Below are 25,808 nucleotides of genomic sequence, written 5' to 3' on the forward strand. Positions count from 1 at the left end.
AGGGCCTAGGGCACGAGCGGGTTGGGGACGGTGACGTAGACGGACTGGGTGTCCACCGGGCCGACCAACTCGTCCAGGCCGTGCAGCCGGGTGGCGAGGTTGGCCTTGCAGCGCAGGGTGCGGGCGGTCAGCAGCAGCTCGGGCAGGGTGGAGCGGTGCGCGGCCGGGGCCGCCGCGGCGTCGGTGAGGAACCGCCGGAAGGCGGCGAGCAGGAGCTCCTCGCGGATCAGCCGGGCCGCGCCGAACGCCCCGATGAGGCCGAGGACGTTGTTGATGCCGAGGTAGTAGGCAAAGCGCTCGTCGGTGACGTCGTCGGCGACGAAGGTGTCGCTGGCGATGCCGATGCCCGGCAGTCGCCGGTCCAGTTCCGCGCGGCGGGAGGTGCGGAAGTAGTAGCCCTGGTTGTCGCGGTAGCGCCCGCCTACGGGCCAGCCGTCGGCGTCCAGGAGGACGAGGGTGTTCTGCTGGTGGGCCTCCAGGGCGACGCCGGCCGTCCCGTCGAGCCAGAGCACGGGCCGGACGACGGCTTCGAGGTAGCGCAGGAACCATTCCGTGGCCACCGCGCCGGCCGGCCGCCCGGTGCGGGCGCTGAGCGCGCCGATGACGCTCTCCAGACGGGAGCGCATCGCGCCGTGGTCAGGCCAGGGGCGCGGCGCGGTGAGCCCGGCGATGCAGACGGCGTCGTCGGCGGCGTCGAAGGGCTGGTGGCGGATGACCACGTCCAGGCCCTGGACGGGGGTGCCGTCCGGCCCGTCGACGGCGAGGTAGGCGGGGTCGCGGACGATGTCGAAGCCGGGGGCGGTGGGGAAGGCGGCCTGCCACTGCGCGGCGAGTCCGGTGCGCAGCAGCCGGTGGACCTCGACGCCGCGCAGCAGTTCCTTGCGGAGGTTCTCCCGGCGGGAGTTGGTGATGCGCACGCCCAGGGAGAGCTTGAGCATCGCGGGCGCCCCGGGGCGGCAGACCGTGCGGACGGAGGAGGTGGGGTGCCAGTGGGGGCCGTGCGGGCCGAGGTCATGCAGCAGCCCGGCGTCGCGCAGCGCGGCGACCTCCGGGCGGCTGGCGAGGTCCAGGGCCTGCCAGGGGTGGAGCGGCAGCGGCACGGTGCCCTCGGGCAACTGCATGCCGTCGCCGGCCAGTTGGGCGGCGAGCCGCCCGGCGGGCACGGTGCGGCCGCGCTCGGTCCAGGCGGAGTCGGCGGCGACGGCGGAGGGGGCGACGGCCATCCAGTGGAGCGGGAAGGAGCCGCGGAGTTCGGGCGAATAGGCGCGGACCTCGGCGTCGGTGAGACCCTCGCGGCTCTTGGGCGTGGGGTGCAGGGGGTGGCCTAGGAGGAGCGACTGCTCGGCGTCGAGGAAACGGGAGCCCGGGTCCTGCGCGGGGTGGGCGCGCCGGTCGGCGATGAACAGGGCGGTGATGCGCACGGAGTTGGCGACCCGGCCGACCAGTTCGGCGCCGTCGCCGTCCGGGGCCTGCGGGGCGTCCGCGGTGGGCGGTTCGTCGCCGTCGGCGACCCGGTGTTCGCCGCCGTCCGAGGCCCGCCGGTCGCCGCCGTGCGCGGCCTCCCGGCGCAGCAGCGCGGCGAGGGTGACGGCGTCCAACGGGGCGGAGCCGGCCGGGGTGCCTTCGAGGGTGGGGGCGCCCAGGCGGTGCCAGCCGGTGGGTGACCAGTGCCGGACGGGGACGTGCAGGGCGGTGGCGCTGGCGTGCAGGGCCAGCCGCAGCCGACCGCCGGCGGGGCGGGGGGTGTCGTGCTCGCGGATCCAGCAGCGCAGGAGGTTCTCGATGCCGGCGGCGTCGGCGGCGACGGCCGGGTCCGGGTGGTCGAGAGGGTCGGCGTCGGGGTGGCGCACGGGGTCGTGGGCGCCGCGGTGGCCGGCGGCCGGGGTCTGTTGGTGGCAGGTGTCGTCGCCGGGGCGGCGCTGTTGGCGGGGGACGGCCGGTTCGATGAGGCCGGCGCCCGGTGGGTGGGCGGGGAACCGTTCGGCGGCCTGGGTGCCGTCGTGGCCGGGGCGTTCGTTCATGCGGGGGTGCCTCGCAGGGTGGTGGGGGGTGAGCCCGGGGGCCCGGGGGTGGCGCGGACGGCCGCCGCGATGGCGTCGGCGAGCCGGTCGAGGACCGCGTCCGCCTGTTCGTCGGTGAGGGTCAGGGGCGGCAGCAGTCGGACGACGGCGGAATGCCGGCCGCCGAGTTCGACGATCAGGCCGCGGTCCAGGCACGCCCGTTGGACGGCGGCGGCGAGCGCCGGGGCGGCGGGGCGGGCGCCGAGCGGATCGGCGTCGGCGTCCCGGTCGACGAGTTCGACGCCGAGCATCAGCCCGCTGCCGCGGACGTCGCCGACGCAGTCGTGGGCGGCGGCGACGTCGCGGAGCCGGGCGAGCATCGTGGCGCCGAGCGCGGCGGCGCGGGCGGCCAGGCCGTTGCGGCGGACGTAGCCGAGGGTGGCGGTGCCGGCTGCCATGGCGAGTTGGTTGCCACGGAAGGTGCCGGCGTGCGCGCCGGGGCGCCAGGCGTCCAGTTCCTCGCGGTAGACGATGACCGCGAGCGGCAGGCTGCCGCCGATCGCCTTGGACAGCACCAGCACGTCGGGCACGATGCCGCTCTGTTCGACGGCCCAGAAGGTGCCGGTGCGGCCGACGCCGGTCTGGACCTCGTCGACGATCAGCGGGATGTCGCGGGCGGCGGTGATCTCCCGCATCCGGCGCAGCCAGCCGGCCGGGGCGGGGATCACGCCGCCCTCGCCCTGGACCGGTTCGAGGATCATCCCGGCGGGCCGGGGCACCCCACCCTTGGGGTCGTCGAGGAGGTTCTCGGTCCAGCGGGCGGAGAGTTCGGCGCCGCGCTCGCCGCCGACCCCGAACGGGCAGCGGTAGGCGTAGGGGTAGGGAAGCCGGGTCACGCCGGGGTGCCGGGCCCCGCCGGAGGCGGTCAGGGCGCCGGCGGTCATGCCGTGGTAGGCGCCGGAGAAGGCCGCGAGCCCCTGGCGGCCGGTGGCGGTCCGGACGAGGGTGAGGGCGGCCTCGACGGCGTCGGTGCCGGCCGGGCCGCAGAACTGGATCCGCCCCTTTTCGGCCAACTCCCCGGGCAGAGTGGCGAACAGCTCCGTGGTGAAGGCGTCCTTGACCGGGGTCGCCAGGTCCAGGACGTGCAGCGGCGCGCCGGAGTCGAGGACGGCACGGATCGCCTCCAGGACCACGGGGTGGTTGTGGCCGAGCGCCAACGTGCCGGCCCCGGAAAGGCAGTCGAGGTAGCGCCGGCCGTCGGCGCCCTCGATGGTCAGCCCGCGAGCACGCACCGGGACGATCGGCAGCGAGCGCGCATACGTGCGGGCGGCGGACTCACGCAGGGCCTGGCGGCGCAGGATCCCCTCGTGGGCCGACGGTGCGCCCGCCGGCACGATTTCGGTCAACGCCACGGCAGTTGTGTCCTCCCGGCTGGTGAACTGCTGGATACCGCGCGGCCAACGGGCAGCCCGGCCGTCCCCCGTACGTACCAACGACCGCACCGGCGCGGGAACACGGGGCGGCGTCAAGATCCTTGACGGCGGGAACCGGGGCCCCGGGTACCGTCGTCCCCCCGGTCACCGGCATAGTGGGGGGCTGCACCCGGTCTTGCGGTTCATGACAAGGCCCGCGACGGGGGCTCCACTCCTGAGCCGGACCGGCTCAATCCGTTTGACACAGGGGGAGATTCCGCCCATGCGATCGATACGCCCGCCCGCCGCCCCTCAGCGCCCCGGGAGGAAGGCGCCGCGCGCCCGCCGGTCCGCCGCCGTGGCCGCCGCCGCCCTCACCGCCGTCGTGGCGCTGACCGCGACCGGCTGCGGGCCGTCGAGCGACAACGCGGACGCCAAGCCCAGCGAGTCCGCCCAGGACACCTCGGGCGGGGGCGCGATCAAGATCCCCAAGGATCTCCAGGACAAGCTCAAGCAGCACGGCGTCGACCTGGACAAGTGGAAGAACGGGGAGTGGAAGAACTGGGACAAGGACAAGTGGCTCCGGGAGGCCGGGGAGTTCATCAACCCGATCATCAAGAACTTCTGGAACCCGGACAAGATCGACAAGGTCAAGCCGCCCCAGGACCCCAGCAAGCCCTCTGACATCACCGAGGACCAGGGCAAGACCGACCCGGAGCCGGCGGCGGTCGCCGCGCAGGCGGTGAAGACGCCCTACACCTCCACCGCGCCGGGCGTCGGCCTGCTGCTGTTCAGCACGCCGCAGGGCGAGTCCCGTTGCTCCGCCACCGTGGTCAAGGACCCGGCGCACCCGGGCAAGTCCAACCTCGTGTGGACCGCGGCGCACTGCGTGCACGCCGGCAAGAACGGCGGCTGGTACCGGAACATGATGTTCGTCCCGAACTTCAACCGGAACGGGGCGCCGGCCACCCAGATGAAGACCACCCCGTTCGAGGACCGGGTCCCGGCGGGCAAGTGGTGGGCGGACGACATGTCGACGTCCAAGGAGTGGATCAAGGACGGCGGCGCCGTGCCGGGCGTCCCGATGGCCCCGTACGACTTCGCGCTGATGCACGTGAAGCCGGAGGAGAACACCGGCGGCAAGTCGCTGGAGGAGATGGCCGGTGGCGCCTACGCCGTCGACTTCAACGCCCCGGCGATGTCGAAGATCCCGAGCCTGACGGCGCAGGGTTACCCGGCCGAGCCGCCGTTCGACGGTGCGGTGCAGCAGTCCTGCACCGACAAGCCGACCCGGCTGTCGCTGGACGCCAAGAAGCCGACCATGTACCGCATCGGCTGCACCATGACCGGCGGTTCGTCCGGTGGTCCCTGGTTCATCAAGGGCTCGGACGGCAAGCCGGTGCTGGTCTCCAACATGTCGATGGGGCCGCGCCCGGCCCGCTGGTCGGCCGGCCCGCACCTGGGCGCCGAGGCCAAGTCCCTCTTCGACGCGATGAGCAAGAAGTGGGCCAACCAGCAGTAGCGGTGTGAGCGGGCGGCGTCGACGGCGCCGCCCGCCCGTGGCACACAAGGGCGAGGGCCCGCCCCCGGTCTCCCGGGGGCGGGCCCTCGTCTCGTGCGTACGCCGCGCGCGGCCGCCCGGGCCGTCAGGCGGCCGGGACGAACGGCTGGAACTCGGCGGCCAGTTCCTCGTGGACCCGGGCCTTGAGCACGGTGCCGTCGGCGGTGTGCTCCTCGGAGATGACCTCGCCCTCGGCGTGCGCCCGCGAGACCAGGGCGCCCTGGGTGTAGGGCACCAGTACCTCGATCTCGACCCGCGGACGCGGGAGTTCCGCGTCGAGCAGGTCGCGCAGCTCGGCGATGCCCTTGCCCGTACGGGCGGAGACCACCAGGGCGCGCTTCTCCTGGCGCAGCAGCCGCTGGAGCGTCAACGGGTCGGCCGCGTCGGCCTTGTTGACGATGACGATCTCGGGCACGTCGGTGGCGCCGACGTCGCGGATCACCTCGCGGACCGCCGCCAGTTGCTCCTCCGGCACCGGGTGCGAGCCGTCGACGACGTGCAGGATCAGGTCGGCGTCGGCGACCTCCTCCATCGTGGAGCGGAACGCCTCGACGAGGTGGTGCGGCAGGTGACGGACGAAGCCGACGGTGTCGGCGAGGGTGTAGAGCCGCCCGCTGGGGGTCTCGGCCCGCCGGACGGTCGGGTCCAGGGTGGCGAACAGGGCGTTCTCCACCAGGACGCCGGCGCCGGTGAGGCGGTTCAGCAGCGAGGACTTGCCGGCGTTGGTGTAGCCGGCGATGGCGACCGAGGGGACCTTGTTGCGCCGGCGCTCCTGGCGCTTGACGTCCCGGCCGGTCTTCATCTCCGCGATCTCCCGGCGCATCTTCGCCATCTTCTCGCGGATCCGCCGCCGGTCCGTCTCGATCTTGGTCTCACCGGGACCACGGGTGGCCATGCCGCCGCCGGCCGAGCCGGAGCCACCGCCACCCATCTGACGGGACAGCGACTGACCCCAACCGCGGAGCCTGGGGAGCATGTACTGCATCTGTGCCAGCGAGACCTGCGCCTTGCCCTCCCGGGACTTGGCGTGCTGGGCGAAGATGTCGAGGATCAGGGCGGTCCGGTCGACCACCTTGACCTTGACGACGTCCTCAAGGTGGATCAACTGGCCCGGCGAGAGCTCACCGTCGCAGACCACGGTGTCCGCCCCGGACTCCAGCACGATGTCGCGCAGTTCCAGGGCCTTGCCGGAACCGATGTAGGTGGCCGGGTCGGGCTTGTCGCGGCGCTGGACGACGCCGTCGAGCACCAGGGCGCCGGCGGTCTCGGCCAGCGCGGCCAGCTCGGCGAGGGAGTTCTCCGCGTCCTGCACCGTCCCGGACGTCCAGACCCCGACCAGCACCACGCGCTCCAGGCGGAGCTGCCGGTACTCGACCTCGGTGACGTCCTCAAGCTCGGTGGAGAGCCCGGCGACGCGGCGGAGTGCCGCGCGCTCGGAGCGGTCGTACTGGTCGCCGTCGCGCTCCCCGTCGATCTCGTGGCTCCAGGCGACGTCCTCTTCCATCAGGGCGTCGGCCCGAAGGCTCTCGGGGAGGCGCTGCCGGTCCTGCGGAAGGGAAGAAGAGGAGGTCATTTGATCCTTCGCGTCGTAGGGCGCCCCGGGGACCGGTCGGTCCCGCCGGGGCTGGCGGTGGCTGTGCCGTTCACTCTGGTCAACGTCCGGGCCGTCCCGGAGATTCCCGGGGCCGGCCGTCGTCGACCCGTTGATGGTCGCACGGCCGGGAGACGGGCGTCACGCGGGTTTCCGGGTGGTTCGCACGCGAACGGAACCACGGATTCCGGTCGCGGGCCGCCCGCTCCCGGCCGACGGTCACCGCTTGTGGAGGTGCGCTGCACCGGGTGTGCCCGACGCTCGCCACCCCCGGGCGTGCGTGGCCTTCCCGTTCGCCGGCGTCCGCCCCTGCGCCGCCGCCCTCCCGTTCACCGGGGTCCTCCCGGTCGCCGCCTGGGGCTTCCAGTCGGGGTGGCCGGGCATCGGCGGGGTCTTGGCGCCGTAGAGCCAGTCCCAGAAGAAGCCGGAGAGGTTGTGGCCGTAGACCTCGGAGGCGAGGTTGATGAAGTCGGCGGTGCCGGCCACCCCGTCGCGGTGCTTGGCCACCCACTCCCGTTCCAGGCGGTCGAAGCCGGCCTGGCCCATCTTGTCCCGCAGGGCGTACAGCACCAGGGCGCTGCCGTCGTAGATCATCGGGCGGAAGATGCCGATCTTGCGGCCCTGGTCGGGGACCTTGGGCAGGGCCGGCGGGCCGGCCTCCGCCCGCCAGCCGTCGGACATCTGGTAGGCGTGGCGCATCCTGGCCTCCATGGAGGCGCGGGTGCCGCCCTTCTCCTGGGCGTACAGGGCCTCGTACCAGGTGGCGTGGGCCTCGTTGAGCCAGACGTCGGACCAGCGGCGGGGGCTGACGCTGTCGCCGAACCACTGGTGGGACAGCTCGTGCACCATCACCGACTCCACGTACCAGTCGGGCAGTTGGGCGATGCCGAACAGTCGCTTCTCGAAGAGCGAGAGGGTCTGGGTCTCCAACTCGAAGCCGGTGCTGGCGTTGGCGATCAGCACCCCGTACGTCTCGAACGGGAACGGCCCGACCTTCCGCTCCATCCAGGCCATCTGCTCCGGCGTCTTGGCGAGCCAACGGGCCAGCCGGCCCCGGTCGGTGGAGGCGACGACGTCGCGCAGCGGCAGCCCGTGCGGCCCCCGGTGCGACAACACGACGGACCGCCCGATGGAGACCTGGGCGAGCTCGGTGGCCATGGGGTGGGAGGTGCGGTACGACCAGGTGCGACGCGCGCCGCGGGTGCCCTCCCCGACGGGCAGCCCGTTGGCGACCGCCGTCAGGCCGTGCGGCACGGTGATGTGGAAGGTGAAGTACGCCTTGTCGGAGGGGTGGTCGTTGCAGGGGAACACCCGGTGCGCGGCGTCGGCCTGATTGGCCATCGCCAGCCCGTCCTTGGTGCGGATCCAGCCCCCGTTGCCCTTGCTCCGCGGGTCGCTGGTGTGGTGCACGACGACCCGCAACTGCTGGCCGGGGGATACGTGTGCGGTCGGGGTGAGCACCAGGTGCTCGCCGGCCTGCTCGTACCGGGCGGGCAGCCCGTTGACGAGGACGGAGCTCACCGAGCCGGCGGCGAAGTCGAGGCTGACGCGGTCGAGGGTGGCGGCGGCCCGCGCGTTGATGACGGTGACCGCTTTCAGGGGCCGGTCGTTGTGGCCCGAGTAGTCCATGGAGATGTCGTACGAGGTGACGTGGTAGCCGGGGTTGCCGAGCGTCGGGAAGAGGCGGTCGCCGATGCCCTCCGGCTCGGGGGGCGGCGGGGCCGCGGCGAGCGTGGCGGCGATCGCGAGGCCGAGGGCGGCTGCCCGGCGGGGGATCCGGCCGCGGTGCGGGCGCGCCCGGCCGGATACCGAACGGCCGGCGGCGGTGCGGTGGGGGGCGGACCCGTCGGGCTCGCGGGAGGGACGGCGCAAGGGAACGGACATGGGCTACCGCTATCAGCGCGGCCCGCCCGCGGGTGGACGGCACGGCAGGACGGCACCCGAACGAGCGGCACCTGTGCCATCCGGCTTGCGCCCGTGCGCCCGATCTGTCCCCGGTTGCGCGGCGCCCTTCGGGCGGCCCTAGGAGCGCACGGTCGTGGCGGCCCGGACCACGTCGAACACTCCGGGCACCTGGCGCATCGCGCGCATCAGGGAGGGCAGCCCGTCGGCGTGCGGCAGGTGAAGGGTGTAGGTGTGCCGGACCAGTTGCTCGTGCGGGGGTTCCACGGCGGCGGAGACCACGGCGACGCCCTGCGCGGCGATCGCCTCGGTGAGGTCGGGCAGCAGGTGCGGCCGGCTGAACGCCTCGGCCAGCAGCGTCACCCGACAACCGGAGCCGCCCTTGCCGGCACCGCGCCAGCGCACCCCGACCGGCTGCCGCCCCATCGCCGCCATCCGGGCCACCGCCGGACACAGGGCGCGGTGCACGGTGACCGTGCCGCCGCGGACGGCGAAGCCGGTGACGGTGTCCGGTGGCACCGGGGTGCAGCAGCCGGCCAACCGGACGGTGGCGCCGGGCAGATCGGCCACCGCGAGGCCCGAGGCGGCCGGTGCGCGCTCCGGGCCGGCGGGACGGTGGCCGGGAGCGCGGCGGCGTTCGCTGCGCCGGCCGGCGGGCGCGGCGGCCGGCTCGCCGGCGCCCTCGGGCCGGGCCAGCCACCGGGAGATGGCGAGCCGGGCGGCCGGCGTGCGGGCGTGGTCGAGCCACTCCGGCGAGGGGCCGGCGGAGTCCTGGGCCATCAGCAGGTGGAGGCCGTCACCGTCGTGCAGGACCGTGCCGAGGGTGGCGAGGCGGCCGTTGACCCGGGCGCCGATGCAGCCGTGCGCGGCCTCGCCGTACCGGGCGTAGGCGGCGTCCACGCAACTCGCCCCGGCGGGCAGCCCGATGGGGGTGCCGGGGCCGTCCGCGGCGGCGTCGGTGCAGAAGACGGCGATCTCGCCTTCCTGGGCGAGATCGTCGCGGAGCGAGGTCCAGAAGGTGTCCGGGTCGGGGGTGGTGCGCTGCCAGTCCAGGAGCCGGTCGAGCCAGCCGGGGCGGGTCGGGTCGGCCCGCTCGCCCTCGGGGGCGTCCGCGCCGTCGGTGGGGGCGTACGGGTTGCCCAGGGCGATCACGCCGGCCTCGGCGACCCGGTGCATCCGGTGGGTGCGGATCAACGTCTCGGCGACATCGCCGCCCGTGCCCGTGATGGCGGTGTGCAGCGACTGGTAGAGGTTGAACTTGGGGGTGGCGATGAAGTCCTTGAACTCCGAGACCACCGGGGTGAAGCAGGTGTGCAACTCCCCCAGGACGGCATAGCAGTCGGCGTCCTCGGTCACCAGGACCAGCAGCCGACCGAGGTCCGCGCCGGTGAGCCGGCCGCGCGCCAGCAGGACCCGGTGCACGGAGACGAAGTGCCGCGGCCGGACGAGGACTTGGGCGTCGATGCCGGCGTCGGCGAGCACCGCCCGGGCCCGGCCGGCGATCACGGCGAGCGGGTCGGGGCGGCCGGTGTAGGACGCCACCAACTGCTGGGTCTCGGCGTACTCCTCGGGGTGCAGCACCGCGAAGACCAGGTCCTCCAGCTCGGTCTTGAGCGCCTGGACGCCCAGCCGTTCGGCGAGCGGGATGAGCACGTCGCGGGTGACGTAGGCGATCCGGGCCTGCTTCTCCGGGCGCATCACGCCGAGGGTGCGCATGTTGTGCAGCCGGTCGGCCAGTTTGATGGACATCACCCGCACGTCGCTGCCGGTGGCGACGAGCATCTTGCGGAAGGTCTCGGGCTCGGCGGCCGCACCGTAGTCGACCTTCTCCAGTTTGGTGACACCGTCGACCAGGTAGCAGACCTCGGCGCCGAACTCCGCCCGCACCTGATCGAGCGTCATCTCGGTGTCCTCGACGGTGTCGTGGAGCAGCGAGGCGGTCAACGTCGTGGTCTCCGCGCCCAGTTCGGCGAGGATCAGGGTGACCGCGAGCGGGTGGGTGATGTACGGCTCGCCGCTCTTGCGCAACTGGCCGCGGTGCGAGGTCTCGGCGCGTTGGTACGCCCTGCTGAGGGTGTCCAAGTCGGCGTCGGGATGGTGGTGGCGGTGCACCTTGGCCACGTGTTCCAGGGCGTTGGGGAGTCCGTCGCGGGGGGGCGGGCCGAGCAGTGCGGCGCGACCGATGCGGCGCAGCCCCCGGAGCGCCGGCCGGGGGCCGCCGCGCCAACGGCCGGCTGTTTCCGGGTTACCAGGGTTCGTGGCCTCTGCGCTCATGGGCACCTCCGGCGGCGTCGACCGGCGGTGGGGCGTCGTCAGTTCGGGCGCCTGGGCCGGTGCTTGATGCTACCGAGCCCATCACGCAGCGCTGTCCGCCTCTCGCTCAGCGTGAATCGGACCACCCATTCGAGGGAAGTTTCTGGCCGGAATCGTTTCTTCTCGCCGAAACCGCTTCCCCTGGCCGAGGGGCGTGCTCCGGCGCCCCCGGCCGACCCCGTCAGCCGGCGAGCGCGCCGGTCAGCCACTCCGGCGCGAAGGTGCCCTCGGCGACGATCACCGCCGGGCCGGTCATCTCGACCGTGCCGTCCGGCAGCTCGGTGATGGTCAGCGCGCCGCCCAGCACGTCGACGGTGTACGTCACCGGGGTGCCGGTCGCGGTCGGGTCCAGGCCGTCCCGGCGGGCGGTGGCGACGGCCACCGCGCAGGCGCCGGTACCGCAGGACCGGGTCTCGCCGGAGCCGCGCTCGTGCACCCGCATCGCCACGTGGCGCGGGCCGCGGTCCACGACGAACTCGATGTTGACGCCCTCCGGATACACCCCGGCCGGGCCGAACTGCGGCTGCTCGCGCAGCTTCCCGGCGTGCGCGAGGTCCTCGACGAACGCGACGGCGTGCGGGTTGCCCATGTTGACGTTGCGGGCCGGCCAGCTGCGGCCGTCGACCTCGACCACCACGCCCTCCTCGGGCAGCGCGGCGCGCCCCATGGAGACCGTGACGTCACCGGACTTGGCGAGGTGGACCCGGCGCACGCCGGCGCGGGTGGCGATCGCCAGATCGCCGGCCTCGACCAGGCCGGCGTGCAGGAGGTACCGGGCGAAGACCCGGACGCCGTTGCCGCACATCTCGGCGATCGAGCCGTCGCCGTTGCGGTAGTCCATGAACCACTCGGCCTCGTCGGCCATCGCCCGGGCCTCGGGGTGCGCGGCCGATCGCACGACGCGCAGCAGGCCGTCGCCGCCCACTCCGGCGCGACGGTCGCAGATCCTCGCGACGGCGGCCGCGGGGACGTCGAGCCGGCCGTCCGGATCCGGGACGATCACGAAGTCGTTCTCGGTGCCGTGGCCCTTGAGGAAGGCGATGCGCTGGGTGCTGGTCACTCCTGAATCCTACGGGGAGGACGCGGCACCGGCCGGACGGGGCGGGGGCCTGTGGACAACGGGCCTCAGCGGAGGCGGGCCACCCGCCAGATGGCCAACGCGGCGAGCACGGCAACCACGGTGGCGTAGAGCAGCACCACCCGCCAGTTGGCGCGGCGCCCGGAGCCGCGAACCGGGAGGCCGGGCCAGGTGTGACCGACCCGGCGGGCGGCCATCATGCCGGTGCCGGCGGCGCAGCAGCACAGCAGCAGGCCGAGCATCGCGATCACCGCGCCGCCGTCGCCGCCGAGCTCGAAGGCCAGCGGGAAGGCGAACATCAGCGAGCCGAGGGCGGCCAGCGCCACGATCGGGGCGAGCTGCCACCAGCGCAGCCGCCGGGGCGGGCGCAGATCGCGGAAGGACTCCCCGCCCTCGGGGGCCGGGGCCGGCTCCGCATCGGGGCCGTCGGAGGCGTCGAGGGTGGCCGGGTGGGCGTCCGCGATGCCGTCGTCGGAGGCGTGAGGGCTGTCGTGCGGCGGCTGGTGGGTGGCGTGGACCGCCCGGTCGCCCTCGGGCGACGGTGCCACGCCGGGGCCGTCCCGGTCCGGCTGTTGGGCTCTGTTGCGAGGGCTGGCCTCCATTGCCACGCGCCCTCCCCACTGCCAGATTGCACGCCTCGATCGATGGTCGATGATGACACGGCCTCAGGGGCCCGGATGGCGGCCGGAGCGTCCCGATGCCATGACGTGATCAGGCTGTGACCGGTCGTTCGAGCAACGCCAGTGCCAGGGCGGGGAGCTCGGCTCGGCGGTCCGCCGCGCCGCTGAGCCAGTGGACCCGCGGGTCCCGGCGGAACCAGGAGTCCTGGCGGCGCGCGAAGCGCTTGGTGGCGCGCACCGTCTCGTCCCGCGCCTGCTGTTCCGTGCACTCCCCGGCCAGGTGGGCGAGCACCTGCTGGTAGCCCAGCGCCCGGGAGGCGGTGCGGCCCTCGCGCAGCCCCTCGCCCTCCAGCCGGCGCACCTCGTCGACCAGGCCGGCCTCCCACATCCGGTCGACCCGGGTCGCGATCCGCTCGTCGAGCTCGGGGCGCTCGACGTCCACGCCGATCTGGAGGGTGTCGTAAACGGCTTCGTGGCCAGGGAGGTTGGCGGTGAACGGGCGGCCGGTGATCTCGATGACCTCCAGGGCGCGCACGATCCGGCGCCCGTTGCTGGCCAGGATGGCGCGCGCGGCCTCCGGGTCGGCGACGGTGAGCCGGGCGTGCAGCGCGCCGCTGCCCAGCTCGGCGAGTTCGGCCTCCAGGCGGGCGCGGATGGCGGGGTCGGTGCCGGGGAACTCCAGGGCGTCCAGGGCGCCGCGGACGTAGAGGCCGGAGCCGCCGACCAGGACCGGGGTGCGGCCCTCGGCCAGCAGCCGGTCGATCTCGGCGCGGGCCAGCCGCTGGTACTCGGCGACGTTGGCCGCGCGGGTGACGTCCCAGATGTCCAGGAGGTGGTGCGGGATGCCCTGCCGCTCCTCAAGGGTGAGCTTGGCGGTGCCGATGTCCATGCCCCGGTAGAGCTGCATCGAGTCGGCGTTGATGACCTCGCCGCCCAGGTGTTGGGCGAGCGCGACGCCCAGGTCGGACTTTCCGGCCGCGGTGGGGCCGACGACGGCGATGACCCGCGGTGCGGGGGCGACGGTGTTCACCCCGTCAGTCTCGCAAACCTCACGGGGTCATCTCGAACGAGCGACGTGACGGCGCTCCTGCGGCGTCGTTGCCAGATGACGAGATCCCGAACGCCGGTGCGCTGCCGGGGCCCGTCGGGCGGCGCAAGCGGACGCTCCGGGCGACGAGGGATTTCCCCCACACGAGGAGCGTAGGAGCAGTTATGGGCGTGTTTTCGCGGTTCCGCCGGCGCAAGGACGACGCGGTGCAGGAGAGCGCCGCGGAGGAGGCGGCACCGGGGACGGACGACGCGGTCGCCCCCGAGGCGTCCGAGCCGGCGGTGCCGACCCCGTCGGAGCCGGGAGCGCAGGCGGCGGAGGGCGGCACACCGGACGACGCCCGGGACGGCGCGCAGGAGCGGGCCGCGGAACCGGCGACCGGCTCGGACGCGGGCGCGAAGCCGGATGCGCCGGCGGATGCGCCATCGGGCGAGGCGACGGACTCCGCGGCGGGGGCGACCGAGGCCGGGGAGGAGGCCCAGCCCGAGGCCCCGGTGGACGAGGAGCCGGTGCAGGCCGCGGCGCCGGACGAGGCCGCGGAGGCCGCTGCCGATGCGGCGGCGGACGAGGCGGTGCCGGAGCCCGTCGGAGCGGCCGTCGCGGAGGGTGGGGCCGGGATCCCGCGGCAGCAGTCGGGGCCGGCCAGTGCGGACCGCCCGGCCGGCGAGGGCGCGCGGCAGTAGCCGCCCGCGGCCGGGTGCGGCCGGGACGCGTGCCCGGCCGCGCCGCCGGCTACGACCAGGCGACCACGGCGTACCCGACGCCGTACGGGGCCTCCTCGCGCAGCAGTTGGCCGCGCAGCCCGGCGCCCTCGGCGGCGCCCGCGAGGACCTGCCAGCAGGACCGCCCGGAGACCAGGAGGTCGGCCGCGAGATCGGCGTCCAGGGCGGCCAGCGCCCCGGTGTCGGCGGCGCCCAGGGCGCGGACCGCGGCGGCGTCGAACGGTTCGGCCCGCTCGTCGTGGTAGCCGGGCGCCTTGACCGAGCGGCGCGCGCTGCCGTCGCCGAGCACCAGCAGCGCCACCCGGGACGCGGAGTCGGCGAGCTCCCGGCCCCGCGGCAGGCACCGGTCGAGCGGCCACCGCTCGGCCACCCCCAGCCCCTCCAGGGGCGCATCGGCCCATGCCGTACGGGACAGCAGCCAGGCCCCGACGGCCAGTGAGGGCGGCAACTGCGGCCCGTCGGCCGGTAGTTGCGCCCCGGCGGCCCCCAGCGTCACGTCGAGGTCCACCCCGAAACCGCGGAACGAACCGGGGGCGCCCTGCGGATACCGTCCCGCGTCGGCCTCGTCGGTGACCGGGCCGAGCACGACCAGCCGGTCCGGGCGGGCCGCGGCGAGCACCCCGACGGCGTCCACGCAGGCGGCCCGCAACGGGTCGAGCTCCGGTGCGGCGCCCGCGGCGACCTCGGGGACGAGCAGCGGCGGACAGGGGCAGAGAGCGGCGGCTACGAGCATGCACGCAGCGTAACGCCAGGCTCCCGCACCGCGTCCACGAGCCGGTGGGGGCGGTCGGGATCAGTCGCAGCCGCAGCCCGGCGCGGCGGCCGGCAGCGGCTCGGGGGCACCGATCTTCGGCAGACCGAGCATCACTCCGGCCGGCTTGGCGGCCGGAGCCGCGTTGCGCTTCTCCCAGGCGTCGCCGGCGCGGGTGCGGCGGACGTCCAGGACGGGGCCCTCGGCCAGGAGGTGGTGCGGGGCGGCGTAGGTGACCTTGACGGTGACCACGTCACCGGGGCGCACCAGCTGGTCCGGCTTGCTGAAGTGGACCAGGCGGCTGTCGGGCGCGCGGCCGGAGAGCCGCTGGGTGGCGCCGTCCTTGCGGCCCTCGCCCTCCGCGACCATCAGCTCCAGGGTGCGGCCGACCTGCTTCTTGTTCTCCTCCCAGGAGATCTCCTCCTGGAGGGCGACCAGGCGCTCGTAGCGGGCCTGCACGACCTCCTTGGGGATCTGGCCGTCCATCTCGGCGGCCGGGGTGCCGGGCCGCTTGGAGTACTGGAAGGTGAACGCCTGGGAGAACCGGGCCTCGCGGACGACGTGCATGGTCTGCTCGAAGTCCTCCTCGGTCTCGCCGGGGAAGCCCACGATGATGTCGGTGGTGATGGCCGCGTGCGGGATGGCGGCGCGCACCTTGTCGATGATGCCGAGGTAGCGCTCCTGACGGTACGAGCGGCGCATCGCCTTCAGGACGGTGTCCGACCCCGACTGCAGCGGCATGTGGAGCTGCGGCATCACGTTGGGCGTCTCGGCCATCGCCGCGATCACGTCGTCGGTGAAGTCGCGCGGGTGCGGGGAGGTGAAGCGGACCCGCTCCAGCCCCTCGATCGAGCCGCAGGCGCGCAGCAGCTTGCTGAACGCCTCGCGGTCGCCGATGTCGGAGCCGTAGGCGTTGACGTTCTGACCGAGCAGGGTGATCTCGGAGACGCCCTCGGCGACCAGCGCCTCGACCTCGGCGAGGATGTCGCCGGGCCGGCGGTCCTTCTCCTTGCCGCGCAGGGCCGGGACGATGCAGAAGGTGCAGGTGTTGTTGCAGCCGACCGAGATGGAGACCCAGGCCGCGTAGGCGCTCTCCCGGCGGGTCGGCAGCGTGGACGGGAACGCCTCCAGCGAGTCGGCGATCTCGACCTGCGCCTCCTCCTGGACGCGGGCGCGCTCCAGGAGGACGGGCAGCTTGCCGATGTTGTGCGTGCCGAAGACTACGTCCACCCAGGGCGCCTTCTTCACGATGGTGTCGCGGTCCTTCTGGGCCAGACAGCCGCCGACCGCGATCTGCATGCCGGGGCGACGGGCCTTGACCGGCGCGAGCCGGCCGAGGTTGCCGTACAGCCGGTTGTCGGCGTTCTCGCGCACCGCGCAGGTGTTGAAGACGACGACGTCGGCCTCACCCTCGCCGGTGCCCTCAGGGGCCCGTACGTAGCCCGCGTCCTCCAACAACCCCGAGAGTCGCTCGGAGTCATGGACGTTCATCTGGCACCCGTAGGTGCGCACCTCGTACGTTTTCACTTCCGCCACTGCTCCGCCGGCCAGGTCGTTACCGCTCACCCGTCCAGGGTACGGGCTCCCGGCGGGGCCTTCGGCGGCCGTGCGCGCGAGGCGGTGCCGCGGGGCCGGCGTCAGGCGGCGGCGAAGCGGTCCTGCGGCGCGCCGCGGAGCCGGCCGGGCGGGAGCTTCCGTCCGAACGCGACCAGCAGCAGGTCCTGGGCGCTGCCGCGGAGCGGGTCTCCGGTGCCGTAGGACCAGTCGAGGTCGTCGGCGCGCAGCGCCACCCCGTCGAGGTCGACGCCGAAGAACTTCATGCCGCGCGGGGTGAGGCCGTCCAGGAGGACCCGCAGCCGGTCCTCGGGGACCCGGCGGTCCAGGCCGAGCGGCACGGCGATGTCCAGGCCGTGCACGACGTCGTGGCCCAGGGCCGCCGCGAAGCCGCCGACCGGCGGGGTCCAGGGATGGTGCGCATGGTCCCGGAGGGCGGCGGCGAGGGCGGCCGGCGGGAGGGCCGCGGCGTCCCTACGCGCGAGCCGGTCGGTCATCCGGTGCAGGCCCCGGGCCTTGACCACCTCGGCGACGACCCGGGGGAACGCGTAGCGGAAGCCCATCGACATGTGGGCGGCGACCTCCCGCACCCGCCAGCCCGTGCACAGCGTGGGCGCGTCCCACTGCTCGGGCGTGAGGGCGTCCAACAGGTCGGCCAGTTCGCGTCGTTCGGCGGCGATCGCGGCGCGGATGTCCATGGTTCCTCCCCGTCTCCGGTCCGGCCCGATGGGCGGGTGGGCCGGCAGGTCTCCAGGATCTTGCCGGGCACCGCCATAAGTCCAAGAGCCTGTTCTTCTCCTCACTAGAACTCGTGGTTATGGAGCTTCAGAATGGGTGGTCATGGAGCTTCGACAGTTGCAGTACTTCGTCGCGGTGGCGGAGGAGGCCAACTTCACCCGGGCCGCGGCCCGTCTTCACCTGGCGCAGCCGGGGATCAGCGCGCAGGTCCGGCAGCTCGAACGGGAGCTGGGGGAGCCCCTGTTGGACCGCTCGGGACGGTCGGTGACGCTGACCGAGGTGGGCGCGGCCGTGCTCCCGTATGCCCACGCCGCGCTGGCCGCCGTCGAGGGGGCGCGGCAGACGGTGGCGGAGTTCACCGGGCTGCTGCGCGGCCAGGTCACTCTCGGGCTGGTGTCGGGGGCCGCCCCGGCGCGGGAGGCGGAGGCGGTCTCCCTGTTGGCGGACTTCCACGACGCGCACCCCCGGGTGAACGTCGCGCTCGCCGCGGACAACTCGGAGCGGATGCTCGCGGCGCTCCAACGGGGCGAGTTGGACGTGGCGTTGCTGGGGACCCCCGACGCGGAACCACCGGCGGGGCTGTCGTTCCAGATCGTGGCCGACGAGCCGCTGGTGGCGGCGGTCGCCCCGGACAGCCCCCTGCTGGCGGTCGCGGACGGCGGGCGGATCCCGCTGACCGCGCTGCGCGACCACCCCCTGATCAGCCTGCCGCGCGGCACCGGGATCCGCGGGGTGCTGGAGCGCGCCTGCGCCGACGCCGGGTTCCGGCCGCGGATCGCCTTCGAGGCGGCCGGGCCGCAACTACTGGCCGGGCTCGCGACCCGGGGGCTGGGCGTGGCGGTGGTCCCGGAGTCCGCCGCGGCGGGGGACCCCGGGCTGCGGACGCTGTCCTTCCGCGGGGCGCGGCCGCGTGGCCGGATCGTGCTGGCCTGGCGGGCGGACGGACCGCCGGGACCGGCGGCCCGGGCGCTACTGGAGCGACTGCGGACGGCCTTGGGAACAACGGGCGGGAGGGGTGTCTGGACGGAGGCGAAGACGTAACGTTTCACCCCCTCCCGCCGGCGCGCCGTGGCTGGCAGGATCTCGCCCATGGCAACGCTCCCCCGACCCGGCCGCCGCCGGGCGCTGACCGCTGCGACCGCGGCGCTGGCCCTCCTGGGGCTGGTGCTGTGGTTCGTGCAGCCGGGCCGGCCGCCCGCGCCCCGGGGGCGGGTCACGATCGCCACCGGCCTCCCGACGGGGGTGTACGCACGGTACGGGGAACTCCTCAAGGACGACCTCGCGCACGATCTGCCGGGGGTCGACGTGCGGCTGCAACGCAGCGAGGGATCGCTCGACAACCTGCGCCAACTGGCCAACGGGCGGGCCTCGTTCACCATAGCCACGGCGGATGCGGTGGCCGCCTACCAGGACCGGCACGAGCCCGGCGCGGACCGGCTGCGGGCCTGCGCCCGGCTCTACGACGACTACATGCAGCTGGTGGTGCCCCAGGGCTCGGCGGTGCGCTCGGCCGCCGATCTGCGGGGGTTGCGGGTGGGCGTCGGCGCCGACGGGTCGGGCGTCCAACTGATCACCCGGCGGTTGATGTTGGCGGCCGGCCTGGACTTCGACCGGGACATCGTCCCGGTGCGGGTGGGCATCGACCGGATGCCGGAGATGCTGGAGCACCACGAACTGGACGCGTTCTTCTGGTCGGGCGGGCTGCCGACGACGGCGGTGCAGCGGCTGGCGCGGCGGTTCCCGATGCAGCTGGTGCAGCTCGGCGACCTGATCCCGGCGCTGCACCGGCAGGGCGCGCCGACCCGTTACTACCGGGCGGCGGTGATGCCCGCCGACGCCTATCCGCTGGTCCAGAACGGGCAGACGGTGAAGACCATCGCGGTGGCCAATCTGCTGGTGACCACGGACCGGGAGGACGCGGCGCTGACGTTCGGGATCACCAGGACCGTCATCGACAGCCGGGACGCGATCGGGCACGTGGTGCACGCGGCGCAGAACGTGGACCTGCGGACCGCGGTGTTCACCGATCCGCTGCCGCTGCACCGGGGCGCCCGGGACTACTACGTCTCCGTGAAGCAATGAGGGCCGCGTCCGCCGCGCGGTGGGTCGTCCGGCGAGTGCCCCGATGAGTCACCCCGTGAGTGACGCGCTGCCCGGCGCAACGCGGGGTGCAGGTCGACGCAATGACTCGGTGCAATGACTCGGTGCAATGCGAGCAAGGTCAAGGCATTGCAGTGGGAGAGCGCCGCATTGCGCCAGCAGATTGCGCCCGCGTGGCGACGCAATGCCTCGGCACAATCGCGGCACAATCGCGGCGCAATCGCAGAACAGTCGCGGCACAATCGCGGTCCACTGCGGCGCACTGCGGGGCAGCTTCGCTGCACCAACCCAGCGCAATGCCCCGTCCCCTCAAGCCCCCGTGCGCGGTACCGCGACCGTGACCTCCAGGCCGTGCGGTGGGTGCGGCGCATAGGCGAGGGTGGCGCCGCCGGGTGCGAGCAGGGCGCGGGTGATGGACAGGCCGAGGCCGGAGCCGGAGACGTTCTGGTGACGGTTGCTGCGCCAGAACCGGTCGCCGATCCGGGCCAGTTCGTCCTCGGTCAGACCGGGGCCGCGGTCGGCGACGGTGATGGTGACGCGTTCGCCGTCGGGGGCCACCGCCACCGTGACCGGCTCCCCGGCCGGCGTGAACTTCAGGGCGTTGTCGACGACCGCGTCCAACGCGCTGGAGAGGGCGACCGGATCGCCCCAACCGGTGACCGCGGGCTGCCCCTCGTAGGTGAGGCGCACGCCCTTGTCCTCGGCCAACGGGCGCCAGGCGTCGACCCGTTCGGCGGCCAGCGCCGCGACGTCCAGCAGCTTCAGGTCGGCGGCGGAGTGCTCGGCGAGCGCCAGGTCCAGGAGGTCGTCCAGGACCCGGGCCAGCCGCTTGCCCTCGGTGCGCACCGAGGCGATCTCCTCGTTGCCCTCGGGCAGTTCGAGGGCCAGCAGCTCGATCCGGAGCAGCAGCGCCGAGAGCGGGTTGCGCAGTTGGTGGGAGGCGTCGGCGACAAAGGCGCGCTGCTGTTCCAGGACGTCCTCGACGTGGTCGGCCATCTCGTTGAACGACCGGGCCAGCCGGCGGAGTTCGGGCGGCCCCGCGGTGCCCGCCACCCGGGCGTTCATCCGGCCGGTGGCGATGTCGTGGCTGGCCGCGTCGAGCACCCGCACCGGCCGCAGCACCCAGCCGGTGAGCCGGACCGCCGCGCCGACCGCGACCAGCATCGCCGCGGCCTCCCCCGCCGCGATCAGCAGCCACTCGTGCAGGATGCGGGCCCGCATCCGGCCGGTGGGCGAGTCGGTGACGACCACCGCGACCACGTCGCCGTCCCGGATGACGGGCGAGGCGACCGGGATCCAGCCGGCGTCGCCCCAGGGCCAGACCTGGTGCGGATCGTGGCTGCGGCGGCCGGCCAGCGCCTCACTGAACGCCTGCGCGCTCTCGCCGCCCGTGGGCACCGTCAGATCGTGCGGGGCGGCGGCCATCGGGGTGCGGTCCCGGTAGAAGACGCCGGCGCGGATGCCGTAGAGGGCGTGGTAGCGGGTGAGTTCGGCCCGGAGGGCGGCCAACCGCTCGTCCTCCTCGGGGGTCTTGTTGCCGGCGGAGGCGTCGGGGCGGGCGGTGACGAACTGGGCGAGCGAGGCGAACCGGGCCGCGTCGTCGATCCGGTCGACCACCACCTTCTGCTGCTCCACGCCGGCGGTGATCACCCCCAGCGGCACGCCGAGCGCCAGCAGCACGCCGGCCATCAGGACGATGAGGAGCGGGAGGAGTCGGGTGCGCACGGCCCGGTGCAGCCCTCAGGAGGCCGACGGCCGGGTGCCGGCGGCGCCGGCGGCCGGCACGACCAGTCGGTAGCCGACGCCGCGCACCGTCTCGATCAGCGCCGGCATCCGCAGCTTGGCGCGGAGCGAGGCGATGTGCACCTCCAGCGTGCGGCCGGTGCCCTCCCAACTCGTCCGCCACACCTCGCTGATGATCTGCTCCCGACGGAAGACCACACCGGGCCGCTGCGCGAGCAGCGCCAGCAGGTCGAACTCCTTGCGGGTGAGCGGGACGACGGCACCGTCCACGACCACCTGGCGGGTGGGGAGTTCGACGGTGAGCGGCCCGAGGCGCAGCGGCTCGCCGGGGCCACCCTCCTCGACCGCCGCCTCGCCGGGCACGCCCGCGGCGCCGGTGCGCCGGCTCACCGCGTGGATACGGGCCAGCAGTTCGCCGGTGTCGTAGGGCTTGACGACGTAGTCGTCGGCGCCGAGGTTCAGGCCGTGGATCCGGGAGCGGACGTCGGAGCGCGCGGTGACCATGATGACCGGCGTCGCGGTGAGCCGGCGGATCCGGCCGCACACCTCGAAGCCGTCCTGGTCGGGCAGCCCGAGGTCGAGCAGCACCACCGCGAACGGCTCGGCGTCGTCCGGCAACAGGGCCTGGAGCGCCTCCTCGCCGCTGCGGGCGTGCACGACGGTCAGGCCGTGCCGGGCCAGCACCGCGGACAGGGCCGCGGCGACATGGTCGTCGTCCTCGACGAGCAGCAGTCTCATCCGGCCCTCCTTCCGGTGCGCGTACGGGCCACAGGGCATCTACGGCGATCGGTGGGCCGCCCGTCAAGAGGTGGTCGCCTCCGGGGCACCATCCGTTACCCAGCCGGTACCCCCGACGCCCTACCGTCGGTACGGGCGCCCGTCGCCGGCCGCCCCGCCCCTCACGCTCCGCTTCCGTTGGCGGCCGGATCGTTATGCTCAATTCTCCCTCAGATGTAATGACGCTGGTCTCGGGCCGTTATTAGGGTCCTCCCAACCGAGGAGGACGGAGCTGTACGCCGATGAGCGAAGTACCGGTGACCCAGACCGCCGGGGGACTTGCGCCCACGGGAGAACCGTTGGTCGTGCTGGATGACGTCAACAAGCACTTCGGCGCATTGCACGTGCTCCAGGACATCAACCTGACGATCCGGCGCGGCGAGGTGGTCGTGGTGATCGGGCCCTCCGGGTCCGGCAAGTCCACGCTCTGCCGCACCATCAACCGGCTGGAGACGGTCGACAGCGGCAGCATCAGCATCGACGGCAAGCCGCTGCCCCAGGAGGGCCGTGAACTGGCCCGGCTGCGCGCCGACGTGGGCATGGTGTTCCAGTCCTTCAACCTCTTCGCGCACAAGACGGTGCTGGAGAACGTGGTGTTGGGCCAGACCAAGGTCCGCAAGACCGACAAGGCGACCGCGGAGCAGAAGGCCCGGGCGCTGCTCGACCGGGTCGGCGTCGGCGCCCAGGCGGAGAAGTACCCCGCGCAGCTCTCCGGCGGCCAGCAACAGCGGGTGGCGATCGCCCGCGCCCTGGCGATGGACCCGAAGGTGATGCTCTTCGACGAGCCGACCTCGGCGCTCGACCCGGAGATGATCAACGAGGTGCTGGAGGTCATGCAGCAACTCGCCCGGGACGGCATGACGATGGTCGTGGTCACCCACGAGATGGGGTTCGCGCGCTCCGCGGCGAACCGGGTGGTCTTCATGGCGGACGGCAGGGTCATCGAAGAGGCCGAGCCGAACCAGTTCTTCAACAACCCGCGCAGCGACCGGGCGAAGGACTTCCTCTCGAAGATTCTCCACCACTGATTTCCCCCCTGATTTCCCCCCCTGAATTCACCCTGAATTCCCCCCACTACGGGCCGCGGTTGGGCCTTCGTGATTTCCAACACCTCCTGAACAAAGGAATGTTCACCATGAGGATGCGTAAGACGGCCGCCGCGGGTGCGGTGGTGCTCGCACTGGCGGCGACGGCGACCGCGTGTGGGGGCCAGTCGGGCACGGCCGGCGACAAGCAGGCCGGCTCCGACGTCTACAGCGGCACCTACAAGGTCGCCCAGGGCGTCAACGTCGACTCGCCGACGTTCAAGAAGGCCAAGAAGGCCGGCCAGATCGCCGTCGGCGTCAAGGCCGACCAGCCGTTCCTCGGCTTCAAGGACCCGGCGACCAACAAGTACTCCGGCTTCGACATCGAGATCGCCAAGATGATCGCCGCCGACCTGGGCTTCTCCGAGAAGCAGATCAAGTTCAACACCATCGACTCCAACGTCCGCGAGACCACCATCTCCAAGGGCCAGGTCGACTACTACGTCGGCACGTACACCATCAACGACGAGCGCAAGAAGCAGGTCAGCTTCGCGGGCCCGTACTACACCGCCGGCGCGGACCTGTTGGTGCGCAAGGACGACAAGGACATCACCGGGCCCGACTCCCTCAAGGGCAAGAAGGTCTGCTCGATCGTCGGCTCCACTCCGCTCCAGGAGATCAAGAAGCCCAAGTACGGCGCGGTGACCACCGAGATGTCCAAGTACTCGGACTGCGTGAAGAACCTGCTGGACGGCTCGGTCGACGCGGTCACCACCGACGACGCGATCCTCAAGGGCTACGCCGCCCAACGCCCCGACAAGCTGCGGGTGGTGGGCAAGCCGTTCACCAAGGAGCCCTACGGCGTCGGTCTGAACAAGGACGACAAGGCGCTGCGCGACGCCATCACCACCGCGCTGGAGAACCACATCAAGAACGGCGACTACAAGAAGGCGTACGAGGGCACGCTCGGCAGGTCCGGCTCCCCCTACGTCGCCCCGGACATGCCGCTGCCGCGCTACTGACGGCCCGCACCCGCACCGCACCGCGCCGCCCCGTACGCCCGCCGCGACGGGTGTACGGGGCGCGCTGCCCTCGCGCGCCCCGCCCTCCCCGCGAGGCGGTGCCCCGCCGTCGCCCGCCGCCGACCCGACCGCTACCGCGGAGACCCCATGAACGTACTCCTCGACTATCTGCCCGAGTTCCGGGACGGGTTCCTGGGAACCCTGGCGATCACCGCATCCGCCGCGCTGCTCGCGCTGGTGCTCGGCGTGCTCATCGCCGGCTTCCGGGTCTCTCCGGTCCCACCGCTGCGCGCCTTCGGCACGGCCTGGGTGACGGTGCTGCGCAACACGCCGCTGACGCTGCTCTTCCTGGTCGCCTTCTTCGTCGTCCCGCAGATCCTCTTCCAGGGCGCCAGCCCCTACGTCCTGGGCACGTTGGCGCTCGGCTTCTACACCTCCTCGTTCGTGTGCGAGGCGGTGCGGTCCGGCATCGGCACCGTGCCGCTGGGCCAGGCGGAGGCGGCCCGCAGCCTCGGCATGACCTTCGCCCAGACGCTGCGCATGGTCGTGCTCCCGCAGGCGACCCGCACCGTGATCGCGCCGCTGAGCAGCATCATCATCGCGCTCACCAAGAACTCCGCGATCGCCGGCGCGTTCGGCTACGGCGAACTGTTCAACGTCTCCAAGCTGCTCAACGACAAGGGCTACGCGATCGCCTGGATCTTCCTGTGGACGGCGCTCGCCTACCTCGTCATCACCTTCGCGGTCAGCGGCCTGTTCCGGCTGCTGGAGCGCCGGTTGGAGGTCGCCCGATGAGCTCCGGCGGCCGCGACACCAGGAACGACACCCACGGACGGGCGCCGTCGCCGCGCACCGGCGGGACGGGACGAAGCGAGGTAAGGGCATGAGTGGCGCCAGCGTTCTCTACGACGTGCCGGGGCCGAGGGCGCGGGCCCGCAACCGCGTCTACAGCGTCATCGGCGCGCTGGCGGTGGTGGGGCTGCTGGTCTTCGCGGTCCTGCGGCTGAACTCCAAGGGTCAACTCGATCCGGCCGTCTGGCAGATCTTCAACTACGCCGGGGTGCGCACCAGCATCCGCGACGGCATCCTGACGACCCTTCAGGTCTTCGCGGTGGCGGCGGTGCTCTCGCTCCTGCTGGGCGTGCTGCTGGCGGTGGCCCGGCTCTCCGACCACAAGCCGGTCAGCTGGCTGGCCACCGGCTTCGTCGAACTGTTCCGCGCCGTCCCGCTGCTGATCACGATCTACGCGCTGTGGGTCGTGCTGCTCACCAACCGTGACGCGCTGGGCCTCACCGGCAGCCAACCGCAGTTCTGGGCGCTGGTGGCGGGGCTGACGGTCTACAACGGTTCGGTGCAGGCCGAGGTGTTGCGGGCCGGCATCAACTCCGTGCCCACGGGCCAACGGGAGGCCGCGTACGCGCTCGGCATGAGCAAGACGCAGGTGATGACGACCGTACTGCTCCCGCAGGCGATCCGGGCGATGCTGCCGACGATCATCAGCCAGCTCGTGGTGACCCTCAAGGACACCTCGCTCGGCTACATCATCACCTTCGAGGAACTCCTCTACACCGCACGGCTGATGAGCACCAACATCATCGTCAACGGGAACGACACCTACATCCCGGTGATCATCGTCATCGGCAGCATCTACGTGGCGATGTGCCTGGCGCTGTCCGCCCTCGCCCACTGGATCGAGCGGCGCGGGCGCCGGGCCCGCACCGGCATCACGGTGGCCGCGGCCGCCGAGCCGGTGACGGCCGCGGACGCCACGGAGACCGCCGCCGCGGCCCCGGAGGCGCCGGCGGACACCAAGGGCTGACGGGCCGCCCGGTCGCACGCCGGCCGACAGCG

At 73.3% G+C, this 25,808-nt stretch carries 21 protein-coding genes; 8 read left to right on the forward strand and 13 right to left on the reverse strand.

Annotated elements, in window-relative coordinates; genetic code table 11:
- Positions 1–5 precede the first annotated feature (5 nt).
- Together ACIQU6_RS26435 and ACIQU6_RS26440 are read right to left on the reverse strand one after the other, a co-directional pair.
- A complete protein-coding gene (locus tag ACIQU6_RS26435) occupies positions 6–2,021 on the reverse strand; it encodes an IucA/IucC family protein (RefSeq protein ID WP_403484158.1) in 2,016 nt (671 codons plus the stop codon).
- Entirely contained in the window at positions 2,018–3,412 is a 1,395-nt protein-coding gene (locus ACIQU6_RS26440; RefSeq protein ID WP_403484159.1) for a diaminobutyrate--2-oxoglutarate transaminase family protein, read from the reverse strand. The genes ACIQU6_RS26435 and ACIQU6_RS26440 overlap by 4 nt, the downstream gene beginning before the upstream one ends.
- 283 nt (positions 3,413–3,695) lie before the next feature.
- On the opposite strand from ACIQU6_RS26440, the gene ACIQU6_RS26445 reads away from it, so the two are divergent.
- A complete protein-coding gene (locus ACIQU6_RS26445) occupies positions 3,696–4,934 on the forward strand; it encodes a trypsin-like serine peptidase (protein ID WP_403484160.1) in 1,239 nt (412 codons plus the stop codon).
- Positions 4,935–5,058: 124 nt separating this feature from the next.
- Here the strand turns inward: ACIQU6_RS26445 and hflX are convergent, their stop codons facing one another.
- The 6 genes from hflX to miaA all read right to left on the reverse strand — a co-directional run bounded on the left by hflX (position 5,059) and on the right by miaA (position 13,507).
- On the reverse strand, positions 5,059–6,546 hold the full coding sequence (gene hflX / locus ACIQU6_RS26450; RefSeq protein WP_403484161.1) for a GTPase HflX: 1,488 nt from the start codon (positions 6,544–6,546) through the stop codon (positions 5,059–5,061).
- Positions 6,547–6,783: 237 nt separating this feature from the next.
- Positions 6,784–8,448 (reverse strand): M1 family metallopeptidase, encoded by a 1,665-nt coding sequence (locus tag ACIQU6_RS26455; protein WP_403484162.1) that lies wholly within the window; start codon positions 8,446–8,448, stop codon positions 6,784–6,786.
- A 138-nt stretch (positions 8,449–8,586) separates the two neighbouring features.
- Positions 8,587–10,740: a RelA/SpoT family protein gene (locus ACIQU6_RS26460; RefSeq protein ID WP_403484163.1), complete on the reverse strand. Its 2,154-nt coding sequence runs from the start codon at positions 10,738–10,740 to the stop codon at positions 8,587–8,589.
- 220 nt (positions 10,741–10,960) lie between these two features.
- On the reverse strand, positions 10,961–11,839 hold the full coding sequence (gene dapF, locus ACIQU6_RS26465; RefSeq protein WP_403484164.1) for a diaminopimelate epimerase: 879 nt from the start codon (positions 11,837–11,839) through the stop codon (positions 10,961–10,963).
- Positions 11,840–11,904: 65 nt separating this feature from the next.
- Positions 11,905–12,459 (reverse strand): hypothetical protein, encoded by a 555-nt coding sequence (locus ACIQU6_RS26470; RefSeq protein ID WP_403484165.1) that lies wholly within the window; start codon positions 12,457–12,459, stop codon positions 11,905–11,907.
- A 109-nt stretch (positions 12,460–12,568) separates the two neighbouring features.
- Positions 12,569–13,507 (reverse strand): tRNA (adenosine(37)-N6)-dimethylallyltransferase MiaA, encoded by a 939-nt coding sequence (miaA, locus tag ACIQU6_RS26475; protein ID WP_403484166.1) that lies wholly within the window; start codon positions 13,505–13,507, stop codon positions 12,569–12,571.
- A gap of 182 nt (positions 13,508–13,689) precedes the next feature.
- On the opposite strand from miaA, the gene ACIQU6_RS26480 reads away from it, so the two are divergent.
- A complete protein-coding gene (locus ACIQU6_RS26480; protein WP_403484167.1) occupies positions 13,690–14,208 on the forward strand; it encodes a hypothetical protein in 519 nt (172 codons plus the stop codon).
- 49 nt (positions 14,209–14,257) lie between these two features.
- Here ACIQU6_RS26480 and ACIQU6_RS26485 read toward each other — a convergent pair whose 3' ends face one another.
- The 3 genes from ACIQU6_RS26485 to ACIQU6_RS26495 form a co-directional block, all read right to left on the reverse strand.
- Positions 14,258–14,980, reverse strand: a complete 723-nt coding sequence (locus tag ACIQU6_RS26485; RefSeq protein ID WP_403484168.1) for a class III extradiol dioxygenase subunit B-like domain-containing protein — start codon at positions 14,978–14,980, stop codon at positions 14,258–14,260.
- Between the two features lie 60 nt (positions 14,981–15,040).
- Positions 15,041–16,564, reverse strand: a complete 1,524-nt coding sequence (miaB, locus tag ACIQU6_RS26490; protein ID WP_403484169.1) for a tRNA (N6-isopentenyl adenosine(37)-C2)-methylthiotransferase MiaB — start codon at positions 16,562–16,564, stop codon at positions 15,041–15,043.
- 71 nt (positions 16,565–16,635) lie between these two features.
- Entirely contained in the window at positions 16,636–17,250 is a 615-nt protein-coding gene (locus ACIQU6_RS26495) for a maleylpyruvate isomerase family mycothiol-dependent enzyme (RefSeq protein ID WP_403484170.1), read from the reverse strand.
- 142 nt (positions 17,251–17,392) lie between these two features.
- Between ACIQU6_RS26495 and ACIQU6_RS26500 the strand changes: the two genes are divergently transcribed.
- Entirely contained in the window at positions 17,393–18,331 is a 939-nt protein-coding gene (locus ACIQU6_RS26500) for a LysR family transcriptional regulator (protein WP_403484171.1), read from the forward strand.
- Positions 18,332–18,379: 48 nt separating this feature from the next.
- Complete coding sequence (locus tag ACIQU6_RS26505; protein ID WP_403484172.1) at positions 18,380–19,372, forward strand: TAXI family TRAP transporter solute-binding subunit; 993 nt, start codon at positions 18,380–18,382, stop codon at positions 19,370–19,372.
- A gap of 327 nt (positions 19,373–19,699) precedes the next feature.
- Here the strand turns inward: ACIQU6_RS26505 and ACIQU6_RS26510 are convergent, their stop codons facing one another.
- The gene (locus tag ACIQU6_RS26510) at positions 19,700–21,115 is read right to left on the reverse strand and encodes an ATP-binding protein (RefSeq protein ID WP_403484173.1); all 1,416 of its coding nucleotides are present in this window, start codon (positions 21,113–21,115) and stop codon (positions 19,700–19,702) included.
- 15 nt (positions 21,116–21,130) lie between these two features.
- Complete coding sequence (locus ACIQU6_RS26515) at positions 21,131–21,871, reverse strand: response regulator transcription factor (protein WP_403484174.1); 741 nt, start codon at positions 21,869–21,871, stop codon at positions 21,131–21,133.
- 281 nt (positions 21,872–22,152) lie between these two features.
- On the opposite strand from ACIQU6_RS26515, the gene ACIQU6_RS26520 reads away from it, so the two are divergent.
- From ACIQU6_RS26520 to ACIQU6_RS26535, 4 genes are all read left to right on the forward strand, one after another.
- The gene (locus ACIQU6_RS26520; protein WP_403484175.1) at positions 22,153–22,938 is read left to right on the forward strand and encodes an amino acid ABC transporter ATP-binding protein; all 786 of its coding nucleotides are present in this window, start codon (positions 22,153–22,155) and stop codon (positions 22,936–22,938) included.
- A 107-nt stretch (positions 22,939–23,045) separates the two neighbouring features.
- Positions 23,046–23,957 carry a glutamate ABC transporter substrate-binding protein gene (locus ACIQU6_RS26525; protein WP_403484176.1) on the forward strand — a complete coding sequence of 304 codons (912 nt, stop codon included), beginning with the start codon at positions 23,046–23,048 and terminating at the stop codon, positions 23,955–23,957.
- A 147-nt stretch (positions 23,958–24,104) separates the two neighbouring features.
- The gene (locus ACIQU6_RS26530; protein WP_403484177.1) at positions 24,105–24,752 is read left to right on the forward strand and encodes an amino acid ABC transporter permease; all 648 of its coding nucleotides are present in this window, start codon (positions 24,105–24,107) and stop codon (positions 24,750–24,752) included.
- Positions 24,753–24,840: 88 nt separating this feature from the next.
- On the forward strand, positions 24,841–25,776 hold the full coding sequence (locus tag ACIQU6_RS26535) for an amino acid ABC transporter permease (protein ID WP_403484178.1): 936 nt from the start codon (positions 24,841–24,843) through the stop codon (positions 25,774–25,776).
- Positions 25,777–25,808: the final 32 nt, after the last annotated feature.

The organism is Streptomyces sp. NPDC090442 (genome assembly GCF_044769405.1).
In the GTDB taxonomy this organism is placed as follows: Bacteria; Actinomycetota; Actinomycetes; order Streptomycetales; family Streptomycetaceae; genus Streptomyces.